The organism is Lacrimispora xylanolytica, from assembly GCF_026723765.1.
GTDB lineage: Bacteria > Bacillota > Clostridia > Lachnospirales > Lachnospiraceae > Lacrimispora > Lacrimispora xylanolytica.
This window is the reverse complement of record NZ_CP113524.1, coordinates 1,927,294-1,940,375: the sequence shown is the minus strand read 5'-3', so window position 1 is coordinate 1,940,375 and position 13,082 is coordinate 1,927,294. Positions and strand designations below refer to the sequence as shown.

The following is a 13,082-nucleotide window of genomic DNA, read 5'->3' as shown; positions in this document are numbered from 1 at the left end:
ACACTCAGACCGCCTTTTTAATTCGTTCCTTTTACGATGTTTCTTTCTTCTCCGTTCAGAAATGCACTGATATTCTCATAGATTTCTGACAGGCACCTTCTTCTTGCTTCTACCGTTGCCCAGCCAATATGGGGCGTAATAATCAATCTGGTACTGTCCTTAATACTTAAAAGCGGATTATCCTTGCTCATTGGCTCTTCACGGAGAACATCAAGACCAGCCCCTGCAATCTCCCCTTCTAATAGTGCCCAGGTAAGTGCTTCTTCATCTATAATTTTTCCTCTTCCCAGATTTAACAGTACCCCAGTCTCTTTCATTGCCTTTAAAGCTTTTTTATCAATAAGATTCTCGGTTTTCTCATTAAGAGGAGCGTGTATGGAAATGATATCAGAATCTTTCAGCAGGGTCTCAAATTCTACTCTTTCATAATTGGACTGATTGTTTTTCCCAGAGGTGGAATAATAGATGATCCGGCAGCCAAAGGCCTCCGCCACCTTTGCTACTTCCCGTCCGATTTCTCCAAGACCAATGATCCCCCAGGTCTTTCCATAAAGCTCATTAAACTTTTTATCAAAACAGCTGAAGACATCACTGTCTGTATAGTCCCCTGATTTTACAAAGGAGTCATAATAGGACAGCTTTTCATAGACATAGAACAAAAGAGCGAAGGTATGCTGTACGACTGATCTTGTGGAGTAGCTTTTTACATTAGCCACAGCTATCTTCCTCTTATTGGTATATTGAAAATCCACGTTGTTGGTTCCGGTAGCTGTCAGGCAGATAAGTCTTACCTTTTTTGCATCTCGAAGCAGTTCTTCGTCCATAGATATTTTATTAGCTACTATGATATCTGCTTCCCTTACACGTGCAGAATTTTCCTCTGGATCAGAATTGTTGTATTTGACCACTTCTCCTATGGAGTAAAATGGAGCGTAATCCACATCATCACCTAATGAATCTGTTTCCAAAAAGACTATTTTCATATAAGACCTCCGTTCTGATTCACCATACCAAAAAGGAGCCTGCTCCACAACTGATTGTTCAGTTATCTTGACTCAGCTCCTTCTTATGTTATCCCTGCATAAAGCGGTTTAAAAACTCTTTGGTGGAACTTTTCTGGGGATTTCCAAATATATCTGATGGTTTTCCTTCTTCCTCAATGACACCGCCCGCCATGTAGACCACACGACTGGAAACGTCTCTGGCAAAAGCCATCTCATGGGTTACTATAATCATTGTAAGACCTTCTTTTGCAAGTGTTCTCATAACTGCCAGCACCTCTCCTACCATCTGAGGATCAAGGGCTGAGGTCGGCTCATCAAATAAGAGGATCTCAGGCTCCATGGCCAAAGCTCTGGCAATGGCAACTCTCTGCTTCTGTCCTCCGGAAAGCTGTCTTGGCTTTGCATTGATGTAGGGAGCCATTCCAACCTTCTCTAAATACATCATAGCTTTTTTTCTTGCTTCGTCTTTATCCTTTTTCAGGACCTTAATCTGGCCCACCAGACAGTTTTCGAGAACCGTCATGTTGTTGAACAGATTAAAACTCTGAAACACCATACCTACCTTAGTCCGATATGACGGAACATTCATCTTTCTGTCCGTGATATCTACATCGTGATATAAAATCTCACCGGTAGTTGGAGTCTCTAAAAGATTGATGCAGCGAAGAAGGGTTGATTTACCGGAACCGGAAGCTCCAATAATGCAGGTCACATCGCCAGCATTTACAGAAAAATCAATATCCCGCAGGACAACATTGGTTCCAAAGGTCTTACTTAAGTGATGAATTTCCAGTACTTTCTCTTCTGCCATTTATTTATCCTCCTTCTCTTTCGGATCTGGGAATTTCACCATACCGCTGGTATAAGCCAGGGTATCGGTAGTTGCCAGATCGTAGCTGTCAGGACCATCCATCTTCTTCTCCCAATGACGCAGGATTCTGGAGCAGGTGAAGGTAAGAATAAAGTAAATGATCATGGTAATGGTAAATGCTTCAAAATAAGTATAGTACGCTCCTGCCACGCCTTTTGTGGCATAGAATAATTCAACCACACCGATAACGGAAAGTACGCAGGTATCCTTAATATTAATGATTAAGTTGTTACCGATCTGAGGCATGATATTACGGAGAGCCTGTGGCATGATAACATTGACCATGGTCTGAAAATGTGTCATACCAATGGCTTTGGCGCCTTCTGTCTGACCTGGATCAATGGAAAGAATTCCGCCTCTTACCGTTTCTGCCATATAAGCACCTGTATTGATGGACACGATGAAATATGCAGCAAATACGATGGACATATTGATCTGAAAGAGAGCCGAGGAACCATAAAATATGAACATGGCCTGGACCATCATAGGGGTTCCCCTGAAAATCTCTACGTAAACATTTAAAATAACTTTAACTGCTTTCAGCAAGACTCGTTTTACCGGGTTATCATACTTTGAAACAGGAATGGTCTGAACAATTCCCACTGCAAAACCAATGATACAGCCAATCAGTGTTCCTACAATGGCAATCGCCATTGTCTTACCGGCGCCGCTCAGGAAGGAGGGACCGTATTCCCGCAGAATAAACAGCATTCTGCCTAAAAAATCTGATGGTAAAGACATATTACCTTCTCCTTTTCTAACTGTCATTTAGACAGAACAAGCGGCACGAAGATAAGAACGCTCTTGTCCCGTGCCTGCAAGCCCTGATTCTCTTTTATTTCGTACTACTTTGACAATGGCTGTACGGAAATGGCTTCTTCCATCATCTTGTCAAAGTCAGCCTTTGTCATCTTAGAAAGGACTCCGTTGATGGCATCCTTTAACTCCGTGTTGCCCTTCTTTAAGGAAACTCCGATGTTAATGTCTTCGTCAGATACCTTGAAGTCACCGTCTGTACCGGTAAAGTCAAGAAGCTTAAAATCAGGATAAGCAATTAATGCTGCTTGTCCGGTAGGTTTGTCTGTTACTACCACGTCACATCTGCCAGAGCTTAAAGCTACTAACATGGCAGGTGCGGATTCCATAGCCGGCTGGATATCTGCATTGGGGATCTGAGGAAGGCAGCTGTCATACCAGATGGTATTTAACTGGGAAGTACCAGTTGCACCAGAAAGATCTGCTACGCTTTTTGCATTCTCATATTTGCCGCCGCCCTTTACAAGGGCTACGATGGTCGCATAGTAATATGGATCTGTAAAATCTACTGACTGGAGGCGCTCTGCTGTAATGGACTGTCCTGCAATGACGCAGTCAACCTTGCCAGACTGAACAGCAGGAACTAAAGAATCCCAGTCCAGCTTTACGATCTCAAGGCCGTATCCAAGTTCATCTGCAATTTTCTTAGCCATCATAACATCATAGCCGTAAGCAAAATCAGAACCACCGGAAATAGGAACTGCTCCATTGGCATCATTTGACTGGGTCCAGTTATAAGGCGCATAACTACACTCCATAGCAACTTTCAGTACTTTCTTACCGTCTGCATCTTTACCAGCTGCAGTGGTTCCTTTTCCAGCACCTCCGCCGCAGGCAGTAAGAGCTGCCGCCGCAAGGGAAACTGCTAAAAGAGTTGATGCAATTTTCTTTATTGTCTTTTTCATAACTGTTTTCTCCTCTTCTTGCCAAAATGAACTCTATGTAATAAATAGGTTCATTATAAAAAGATTTTTATTCCTTGTCAAGACTATTTGCGTAATCTGATATCAGCTCCCAAATTTCATCCCTTCCCTGCTTTGTTTCCGCAGAAAAAGGAATCACAGTTACATCACTTCCGATTCCCAAACCGGTCCTCACTGTCTTAATTGCCTTCTGTACCTGGCTTCTCTTTAATTTATCCAGTTTTGTCGCGATGATTACCGGCTGATACCCCTGATACACGATCCAGTCATACATGGTCTTATCATTGACGGAAGGTTCGTGTCTAATATCAATCAATAAGAATACGCATTGGAGCATAGGGGATTTGTGAAGATAATTTTCAATCATCTTTCCCCATTTTGCTTTTACCTCCAGGGCTACCTTTGCATAACCGTATCCAGGAAGATCCACATAATAAAACGCATCATTGATATTGTAAAAGTTAATTGTCTGGGTCTTTCCCGGCTGGGAAGATGTCCTGGCAAATGATTTGCGGTTCATCAAAGCATTGATCAAAGAGGATTTTCCTACGTTTGATTTTCCTGCAAAGGCGAATTCCGGCTTAGTGTTCTCCGGAAGCGTGCTTGTAATACCACATACCGTTTCCAGATCTACGGATTTAATAATCATATGATTTCCTTTCTATTCCTGGAGAAATGCCTCCTGTAAGACCTCTGACATATGCTTGACATACACAATGGTAAGATTCCCGATAATTTCATCTGAAAGCTCCAGAATATCAGATTTATTCTTAAATGGAACCAGCACGGTTTCCACATGTGCCATACGGGCAGCCAGTATCTTCTCTTTCAGACCGCCGATTGGAAGCACACGACCTCTTAGGGTGATCTCTCCAGTCATGGCCACCTTTGCCTTTACTTTGCGGTTAATAACCGCAGAGAGCATGGCTGTTGCCATGGTGATGCCTGCCGAAGGACCATCCTTTGGAACGGCTCCTTCCGGGATATGAAGATGGATGTCGTGCTTTTCAAAATAATTATCTGCCACCTTATAGTCCGGGCAGATCGAACGCACGTAACTAAGTGCCGTCCGGGCAGATTCCTTCATGACATCTCCCATCTGTCCGGTGAGGGATAGATTTCCTTTACCAGGCATAACATTGACTTCGATCTGCAGAGTGCTTCCTCCAACGCTGGTCCAGGCAAGGCCTCTTACGATGCCAACCTCATCATCCTCATTGACATCTTCAAAGGTTACCTTCTCTTTGCCTAAGTATGTTTCAAGACTTAAATCGGTAATCTCAATAACCTCTTTTTTGTTCTCCAGAAATTGTCTGGCAGCTTTACGGTAAACAGCACCGATTCTTCTCTCCAGAGTTCTGACACCTGCTTCTCTTGTATAATTGTGAATTATTTTTTCAAGGGCTTTATCTGTGATGGTGACCTGACTCTCGGTCAGTCCATTCTTTTCCCTTTGCTTTCTTACTAAGTAATTCTTTGCAATATGGAATTTTTCATTCTCCGTATAGCTGGTTACTTCAATTAATTCCATACGGTCAAGGAGAGGCCCAGGTATGGTTGTGGTGGTATTGGCCGTAGCAATGAATAAAACATTGGATAAATCAATGGGAAGCTCTATATAATGATCCCGGAACTTTACATTCTGTTCACTGTCAAGGACTTCTAAAAGTGCGGAAGACGTGTCTCCCTTGTAATCTCTGCTGACCTTATCGATTTCATCCAAAAGCATAAGAGGATTGCTGACTCCTGCCTGTCTTAGAGCCTCTGCAATTCTTCCCGGCATAGCACCTACATATGTTTTCCTGTGACCTCTGATCTCAGCTTCGTCTCTCACTCCGCCCAGACTGATTCTTACATATTCCTTATTCAGTGCCTTTGCCACAGAGCGGGCGATAGAGGTTTTACCGGTTCCTGGAGGTCCCACCAGACAAACAATAGGGCTTGTTCCTTTTTTTGTCAGCGTACGGACTGCAAGGTATTCAAGAATACGTTCCTTCACCTTTAAAAGGCCATAATGGTCCTCATTTAAAATATCTTCGGCATGGGATATGCTGTTGTTATCCTTGGAAACCTTTTTCCAGGGAAGCTCCAAAACAGTCTCTAAGTACATGCGCACTACGTTGGCCTCCTGGCTGCCGCCTGGCATCGCCTTAAAGCGCTCAATTTCCTTTTGGATCTTATCTTTAATTTCCTTATCAGCCTTTAATGATTTTAACCGCTTGTTGTATTCATCTGCATCGCTAAGAGGATTATCCTCTCCTAACTCTTCCCGGATTACCTTTAACTGCTCTCTTAAAATATAATCCTTCTGGTTTTTATCAATTCGATCTTTTACCTGAGACTGTAATTCCCGTTTTACCTTTGTGACCTCAATTTCAGTCAAAAGATGCTTCATGACTAGAGCATACCTTTCATCCAGCATAATGCTCTCTAATACCTGCTGGCGTACCTGGTAATCCCAGGAAAGCTGCACGGCGATCTGATCCAGAAGCTCCCCTAAATCTGTCAGTACTAAAAGACCAGGAATCACTTCTTTGGAAAGCCTCTGGTTCTCCTTGCCGTATTCTGAAAGCTTATCCTGAACAATCTGCAGCATAGCCTGTTTTGTAACATCATCTATCATCTCATCAAATTCAAATACTGTATCGATTTCTCCCACCAGCATGGGTTCTTCATTCTCAAGAGCCAAAAGCTCTGCACGTTCCAGACCTTCCACCATAACACGGATTACATTGCCAGGCATCTTTACCAGCTGCTTGATAACAGCAACCGTACCGATGGAATGCAGTCCCCCGAAATCAGGGTTCTCTTCTTCCGAATCCCTCTGGGTGACGAGACACACCTTCTGGTCTCCAACCATTGCTTTTTCTACGGCTGTCGCAGACTTTGGCCGGCTGATATCAAAATGTAACATCATTTTGGGAAGAACCGTCATGCCGCGCAGGGCGATAACTGGCATTGTGATTGTCTTATGCACCATAATGTTCTCTCCTTTGCATTCAAAAAGGTGTTGCAGCAGTTTTCTCGCTGTAACACCTTCCCGACTCATGCAGGGATCTATGCGATCTCGCCTGTTTTATCTTTTCTAAGCTTTTGGGCCAGCGATTTTCTGGGAACTGTCGTATCCCGGAAGATGAGTTCTGGCTCACCTGTCTTATCTACAACTTCCTTGGTAATCTTGCAGATTCCGATGTTGCTGTCGGAAGGAATTTCATACATCAGCTCCATCATCACGCTTTCCATGATGGAACGAAGACCTCTGGCACCGGTTTTTCTCTCTACGGCCAGCTCTGCAATTCTTTCTACCGCTTCCTTGGACAGTTCAAGTTTTACATCGTCAAGTTCAAACAATTTCTGATATTGTTTTACCAGAGCATTCTTTGGCTCTGTTAATATCTTAACCAGTGCCTCCCTGTCTAAAAGCTCCAGGGAAACAGTAATCGGCACACGACCGATAAACTCTGGAATCAGACCAAACTTCACCAGATCCTGAGGAAGGGTCTTTCTTAAAAGATCATCAATATCTGTCTTATTCTTATCTACGATTTCCGCATTAAAGCCGATAGAACCGGCACTTAAACGGCTTTCAATAATTTTTTCCAGTCCATCAAAGGCTCCGCCGCAGATGAACAAAATATTCGTTGTATTGATCTGTAAAAGTTCCTGATGAGGATGCTTTCTTCCTCCCTGTGGAGGCACACTCGCAACCGTACCTTCCAGGATCTTTAACAGCGCCTGCTGAACACCTTCACCGGAAACATCTCTTGTAATGGAGACATTCTCCGATTTCTTTGTTATCTTATCGATTTCATCGATATAGATAATTCCGTATTCCGCTCTGCTTATATCATAATCAGCTGCCTGGATTAATTTTAAAAGAATGTTTTCTACATCCTCTCCCACGTAGCCTGCTTCTGTCAGGGCAGTTGCATCTGCAATGGCAAAAGGAACATTTAACACCTTTGCAAGGGTCTGGGCAAGGTAAGTTTTACCGGAGCCGGTAGGTCCTAACATAAGAATATTGCTCTTTTGCACATCCACATCCAATTTCTTTCTGGATGTGATTCTCTTATAGTGGTTATAGACTGCTACTGACAATACCTTTTTTGCGTTGTCCTGACCAATCACGTAGCTGTCCAGAAATTCTTTGATTTCCTTTGGCTTCATCAGATTGATATCAGCAAAATCAGGTCCTTCTTCTTCGTGATTGTCAAATTCTTCTTCCAATATCTCTGCGCATAAATCAATGCACTCATCGCAGATATAAACATTATTGGAACCGGCAATCAATTTCTTTACCTGATCCTGGGTTTTCCCGCAAAAAGAGCATCGGATCTTTTCGTCAGTTCTGACCGGCATACATACACCTCATTCTTTCCTATAGTTACTTATGCTTTAAACATAAAGGTCTGCCCCAAAGGGATTAACGATTGTGGTTGTAAAGTATATCATCTATCAGGCCGTATGCTTTTGCTTCATCCGCAGTCATATAATTGTCACGTTCTGTGTCGCGCTCAATTACTTCGTACGGCTGGCCTGTATTAGCTGCCAGTATATCATTTAAACGCTTTTTAATCTTTAAAATGTTATCTGCAACGATTCTGATATCCGTCGCCTGTCCCTTAGCTCCGCCTGAAGGCTGATGGATCATTACCTCAGCATTAGGAAGTGCAAATCTCTTGCCTTTTGCTCCGCCGGCTAAGAGGAAAGCACCCATACTGGCTGCCATACCCATACAAACGGTTGAGACATCACATTTGATGTAATTCATGGTATCATAAATTGCCATACCTGCGGTAACAGAACCGCCAGGGCTATTGATATAGAGATTGATATCCTTATTAGGATCTTCTGCCTCTAAAAATAACAGCTGTGCCACAATCAGGCTTGCTGATACATCAGAAACCTCTTCACCAAGGAAAATAATTCTCTCCTTAAGAAGTCTGGAATAAATATCGTAAGAACGCTCGCCCTTACTGGTTGATTCAATGACATAAGGTACTAAACTCATCTGTCTTCCTCCTGTCTCTTTTCTTCAAAGCCGAATAGACTCCGGACAAAAAACGTCAGGAATCTATCCGGGTGAAACATCTTATACTAATTTTGCTTCCGCAACAAGAAAGTCTACTGCTTCCTGAACTGCAAGATCTTCCTTCATCTGATTGATACCGCTCTCTCCAAGATATTCTTTCACCTGGTCAGCTTCCATCTTGTAAGCTTCTGCCATGCCAGCGATTTCCTTCTCAACAGCTTCATCAGCTACTGTGATGTTCTCAGCCTTAGCAACTGCTTCTAATACAAGTCTGGTCTGAATTCTCTTAAGTGCCTGTGGCTTCATCTGATCCTTTAAGGATTCGATTGTCATGCCTGTAAATTTCATGTACTGGTCAAGAGATAATCCCTGGCTCTGCATTCTTCTTGCATAATCGTTTACCATGTTATTTACCTGGCTTTCGATCATTGGCTCAGGAATCTCCATGGTAGAATTCTCAACAACCTTCTGAACTACATTGTCTTCGTTCTCTGTTGCTGCTTCTTTTTCTTTCTTTTCTGCAAGCTTAACTTTGATGTCATTTTTGTACTCTTCCAAAGTTTCAAACTCAGAAACTTCACTGGCGAACTCATCGGTTAACTCAGGAAGCTCTTTTTTCTTGATTTCCTTAACGGTAACCTTGAACATAGCTGGCTTTCCGGCTAAATCTGTTGCATGGTACTCATTTGGGAATGTAACATTCACTTCACAAGCTTCACCGATTTTCTTACCGATTAACTGCTCTTCAAATGTATCAATGAAGGAATGGGAACCGATAGTAAGAGGATAATCCTCTCCTTTTCCGCCTTCAAAAGTCTTTCCATCAACAAAACCTTCAAAATCAACGACAGTCTGATCGCCGTCTTCCACTGCTCTGTCTTCTACAGATACCAGTCTGGAATTCTGCTCCTGAACTCTCTTTAATTCTGCAGCAATGTCTTCTTCAGTCACTTCTGCAGAAGCTTTTGTTACTTCAATTCCTTTATACTCGCCTAAAGTCACATCAGGCTTTACGGCAACAGTAGCGGTATAGATTAAGTTCTGTCCTTTTTCTACCTGTACAATGCTGATTTCTGGTCTGGAAACGATGTCCAGTCCGCTTTCTTCTGCTGCACCTGCATATGTTGCATCAAGAGCCTCGTTTACTGCATCTTCGTATAAAACGCCTGCTCCGTACATCTTTTCAATCATGGCCTGAGGAGCTTTCCCTTTTCTGAAACCTGGGATATTAAATCTGCCCTTATTCTTATTGTAAGCTGCGGTAAGCGCCTTGTCAAACTCCTCAGCCGGCACCTCTACCGTTAACTTTGCCATGTTCTTCTCTAATTTTTCTACTTGTAAACTCATCAATGGGTTCCTCCTTGAAATATATGTGAACCGCCATACCGACAGGGCGTTACACTTCAATTTAGCATTATATCATACTCGTCCCGTAAATTCCAGTATTATTTACGAAATCATAAGGCATTTCCTGAAAACTCCTGCATCTTCTTCACAATGTACGGGTCAAGGGGACGGATCTCCATTTGTGGTCTGGCAATATAATATCCCTGGAAAAGCTGGACACCGCAATTCATTAAAAATTCCAGTTCTTCTGCCGTTTCCACGCCTTCTGCCAGCACCTGGATGCTGTTTTTTTCCGCAAAGCCCATTAGGTTTTTTAAAATGATCTGGCGGTTGGGGTCCTCATGGATGCGCCGGATCAGGCTCATATCCATCTTCACAATATCCGGTTTCATGTGAAGAAGAATGGATTCGCTGTTGTATCCGGTTCCAAAATCATCGATGGCTGTGAGCCCTCCCCAGTCCTTTGCCATTTCCTTTTTGCTTTGCATGAAGTTCTGGCTGGCCGGCTCCCCTTCCGTCATCTCGATTACCACTCTTTTAAGAAGCTCTCCGTACTGCTCCTCCAGCTCTTTGATTCCTTCTTTTGTCAGACAGACACTGGCAATGGAATTGATGAACAGCTTTTCATCCTTCCCAAGCTGTCCTGCCTCTGCCTCCGCCTTTGCAGCCCTCAGTCCGGCAAACCAGGTAAGGATCTCCATTTGCGGCAGCTTTGCCTGGGCTCTTGTTAAGTTAAGCACCTCACCAATTCCTTTGATATTGGAAAAATCAGGCCGCATAAGAAGCTCATATCCATAAACAGCTCCTTCTCTTGTAGCAATTGGCTGAAAGGCAAACCGCACTTCCTTCCTGTCCAGCAGCCGGTTAAGCTCTTCACTTCCTGTGAGCATATAGGAATTATGTCTATGCTCAGACATATCAAATTCCTTAACCACACCCTTTACACTGTGCTTCACCATGTACATGGCAAAGTCTGCATAATTAAACAACGCATCAAAATCAAGCGCATCATCCGGATACCAGGAAAGCCCCCCGGATACCCGTATGGGAAACTGATAGCCGCTCTCCATCTTCAAGGTGAACTTTTTAAGGTGCTTCATAAAATCCCGGACAATTCTTCGGATATCTTCTTTTTCCCGGCCTTTTAAGAATACTACAAATTCATCCCCCGAATATCTGGAAATAATACCTCCATATTCCATAAATTTTTTCAGGCAGTCTGCAAACAGCACAATATAGCGGTCACCCTCGTCATGACCGTATGTATCATTGATATATTTTAAATTATCAAGATCCCACATAATTACGGCTGCAATTTCGTCTTGCAGCCCCTCTATGGCGGCCAGAGCCCTCTCTCGAAACGCCCTGCGGTTATATATTTCTGTTAAAAGATCATAATTTCGTTCCCGTTCAAGCTTTTCTTTCTCTTCTACATTTACCGTTACATCGGTGCAGACTCCAAGAACGGTTCCTTTTTTTGACTCATCCAGAATGATTTCAATCCATCTAAGGCCATCTGGCCCCTCAAGACACTTTAAAATCCGGTCTCCTTTTAATTCTATCTGCCCAAAGGTCTGTCTTAACAGGGGGTTGAATTCCTCTGCCTTTATGTAACAATAAGCCTCTTTCATCTTACCCCAGCCAAGCATTTCAAAGAGGGATCTGCTGCAGAAAACTCTATTTTCTTCCTCCTCGTATTCAAATACTCCAACAAGAACATTCGCATGCTCCAAAATCCCGGACATTTTATAGGAGGCCCGGTCCACATCACGGTTTAACAGTTCAATGGTTTCTGATAATTCGTCGATTTCCTTTACATGGACCCGCTCCAGTGACAAACCGCGGCTTCCTGATTTTCTTCTAAGTTCCTCCACCAGTCTGCGAATAGGCTCTGTCATAATTCTTCCTATCATATATGCTCCCAGAAGGCTGAAAAGCAGCGGAACCAGCATGGAGCTAAAAAGCATGCGCCTAACGGCATTATAAAAGGACAGAAGATCTTTCTGCCTCGCCATGCCCACCATTACCCATTCGCTTCCTCCATACATATCGTCTGCGCCATAAACATCAAGCTTATTTACGCTGGCATACCATTCGGTGCCTTCCGGTGATCTTAAGGTACTGATATTTTCCTTATGGTTGTATTCATATTCAATTTTTGTATTTTCATTGAAATACTGATTATAGAGATATCCTGATTCCGCAACGGGAATGATAGTATTCGTTCCTTTTTCCCGTATGCCAAGGAGCCAGCATTCATTAAAGCTGCCATTAATCTGTTCCTGCGAAAGAATCTGCTCCAGCTGATTTACCGTCATCTCAAGTCCGAAGACCCCTAAAACCGTACCGTCTTCCAAAATAACAGGGGCAGAATAGGTAATGACCTCTGTATCTTTGGGGCTTAGGCGAAAGGGTGAACTTAAATAAGCATACCTCATGGTATCCTTCTTCTTTCCCTTATACTTTATCGCCGCATCAAAAGGCTTCTGATAAAAATCAGCCGCTCCTTTTCCTCCTGTATTTAAAAATCCCAGTTCCCAGAAAGAATCCAATGGAATATTGTATTTTTCAGCCAGTGAGGGTAATCCCCGTTCCATTAAAAGGGAGGAATTGTCATTTAGATATCCTCCCGGATTGGAATTCCGGATATAGAAACCTGCTTTCATCCCTGTGGGGCTTTTCATAGCCGCTGGCCCATTTAATACCATAAAAACACCAGTGGCATTGCTTAAATGGAGCATTTCAATGGACTTTCCCATTATGGTATCGATGATATCACGGTTTAAGTCATAATCTGAAAATATGGCTTCCGGCTCTCGTTGTTCTTTTTTAAGTAATTTTTCGATCTCTTCTGACATAAATCCGGAATTATTAAGCATCACCACCCAATGGTGCATGGTTTCCTTCTCAAATCCGGTCATGGTATTCTTTGTGTTTTCTGTCAGTATATTTATTTCGTTCTTTTTTAGTTTGATGGAAACTCCGCCGAATAAAACGGTTCCGGCAATGACCGCTGCCTGTAGTACCAGAAGAATAAGCAACGGTCCAAGCAGCTGGGTACGAATGGATTCACTTTTCTTTTTTTTCAT

General features: G+C 43.0%; 10 protein-coding genes. All 10 read right to left on the bottom strand.

Features of this window, described 5'->3' with window-relative positions; genetic code table 11:
- Positions 1-17 precede the first annotated feature (17 nt).
- The 10 genes from OW255_RS09110 to OW255_RS09065 all read right to left on the bottom strand — a co-directional run bounded on the left by OW255_RS09110 (position 18) and on the right by OW255_RS09065 (position 13,082).
- Positions 18-983: a D-2-hydroxyacid dehydrogenase gene (locus OW255_RS09110; protein WP_024836225.1), complete on the bottom strand. Its 966-nt coding sequence runs from the start codon at positions 981-983 to the stop codon at positions 18-20.
- 88 nt (positions 984-1,071) lie between these two features.
- Complete coding sequence (locus tag OW255_RS09105) at positions 1,072-1,815, bottom strand: amino acid ABC transporter ATP-binding protein (RefSeq protein ID WP_024836226.1); 744 nt, start codon at positions 1,813-1,815, stop codon at positions 1,072-1,074.
- Positions 1,816-2,616, bottom strand: coding sequence for an amino acid ABC transporter permease (locus tag OW255_RS09100; RefSeq protein ID WP_024836227.1), 801 nt, complete (start codon positions 2,614-2,616; stop codon positions 1,816-1,818).
- Between the two features lie 104 nt (positions 2,617-2,720).
- Entirely contained in the window at positions 2,721-3,596 is an 876-nt protein-coding gene (locus tag OW255_RS09095) for a transporter substrate-binding domain-containing protein (RefSeq protein ID WP_024836228.1), read from the bottom strand.
- 67 nt (positions 3,597-3,663) lie between these two features.
- Positions 3,664-4,263: a ribosome biogenesis GTP-binding protein YihA/YsxC gene (yihA, locus tag OW255_RS09090; RefSeq protein WP_024836229.1), complete on the bottom strand. Its 600-nt coding sequence runs from the start codon at positions 4,261-4,263 to the stop codon at positions 3,664-3,666.
- Positions 4,264-4,275: 12 nt separating this feature from the next.
- Positions 4,276-6,594: an endopeptidase La gene (gene lon / locus OW255_RS09085; RefSeq protein WP_268116397.1), complete on the bottom strand. Its 2,319-nt coding sequence runs from the start codon at positions 6,592-6,594 to the stop codon at positions 4,276-4,278.
- Positions 6,595-6,671: 77 nt separating this feature from the next.
- Positions 6,672-7,973: an ATP-dependent Clp protease ATP-binding subunit ClpX gene (gene clpX, locus OW255_RS09080; RefSeq protein WP_024836231.1), complete on the bottom strand. Its 1,302-nt coding sequence runs from the start codon at positions 7,971-7,973 to the stop codon at positions 6,672-6,674.
- Between the two features lie 64 nt (positions 7,974-8,037).
- Complete coding sequence (clpP, locus tag OW255_RS09075; protein ID WP_024836232.1) at positions 8,038-8,625, bottom strand: ATP-dependent Clp endopeptidase proteolytic subunit ClpP; 588 nt, start codon at positions 8,623-8,625, stop codon at positions 8,038-8,040.
- 81 nt (positions 8,626-8,706) lie between these two features.
- Positions 8,707-9,993, bottom strand: coding sequence for a trigger factor (gene tig, locus OW255_RS09070; RefSeq protein WP_024836233.1), 1,287 nt, complete (start codon positions 9,991-9,993; stop codon positions 8,707-8,709).
- A gap of 110 nt (positions 9,994-10,103) precedes the next feature.
- Positions 10,104-13,082, bottom strand: a complete 2,979-nt coding sequence (locus tag OW255_RS09065; RefSeq protein ID WP_268116396.1) for an EAL domain-containing protein — start codon at positions 13,080-13,082, stop codon at positions 10,104-10,106.

What these genes read in the sequence shown, in the direction of transcription:
- OW255_RS09110 (WP_024836225.1), bottom strand. Translation starts at nt 983, where the DNA reads ATGAAAATAGTCTTTTTGGAAACAGATTCATTAGGTGATGATGTGGAT.
- OW255_RS09105 (WP_024836226.1), bottom strand. Translation starts at nt 1,815, where the DNA reads ATGGCAGAAGAGAAAGTACTGGAAATTCATCACTTAAGTAAGACCTTT.
- OW255_RS09100 (WP_024836227.1), bottom strand. Translation starts at nt 2,616, where the DNA reads ATGTCTTTACCATCAGATTTTTTAGGCAGAATGCTGTTTATTCTGCGG.
- OW255_RS09095 (WP_024836228.1), bottom strand. Translation starts at nt 3,596, where the DNA reads ATGAAAAAGACAATAAAGAAAATTGCATCAACTCTTTTAGCAGTTTCC.
- yihA (WP_024836229.1), bottom strand. Translation starts at nt 4,263, where the DNA reads ATGATTATTAAATCCGTAGATCTGGAAACGGTATGTGGTATTACAAGC.
- lon (WP_268116397.1), bottom strand. Translation starts at nt 6,594, where the DNA reads ATGGTGCATAAGACAATCACAATGCCAGTTATCGCCCTGCGCGGCATG.
- clpX (WP_024836231.1), bottom strand. Translation starts at nt 7,973, where the DNA reads ATGCCGGTCAGAACTGACGAAAAGATCCGATGCTCTTTTTGCGGGAAA.
- clpP (WP_024836232.1), bottom strand. Translation starts at nt 8,625, where the DNA reads ATGAGTTTAGTACCTTATGTCATTGAATCAACCAGTAAGGGCGAGCGT.
- tig (WP_024836233.1), bottom strand. Translation starts at nt 9,993, where the DNA reads ATGAGTTTACAAGTAGAAAAATTAGAGAAGAACATGGCAAAGTTAACG.
- OW255_RS09065 (WP_268116396.1), bottom strand. Translation starts at nt 13,082, where the DNA reads ATGAAAAAAAAGAAAAGTGAATCCATTCGTACCCAGCTGCTTGGACCG.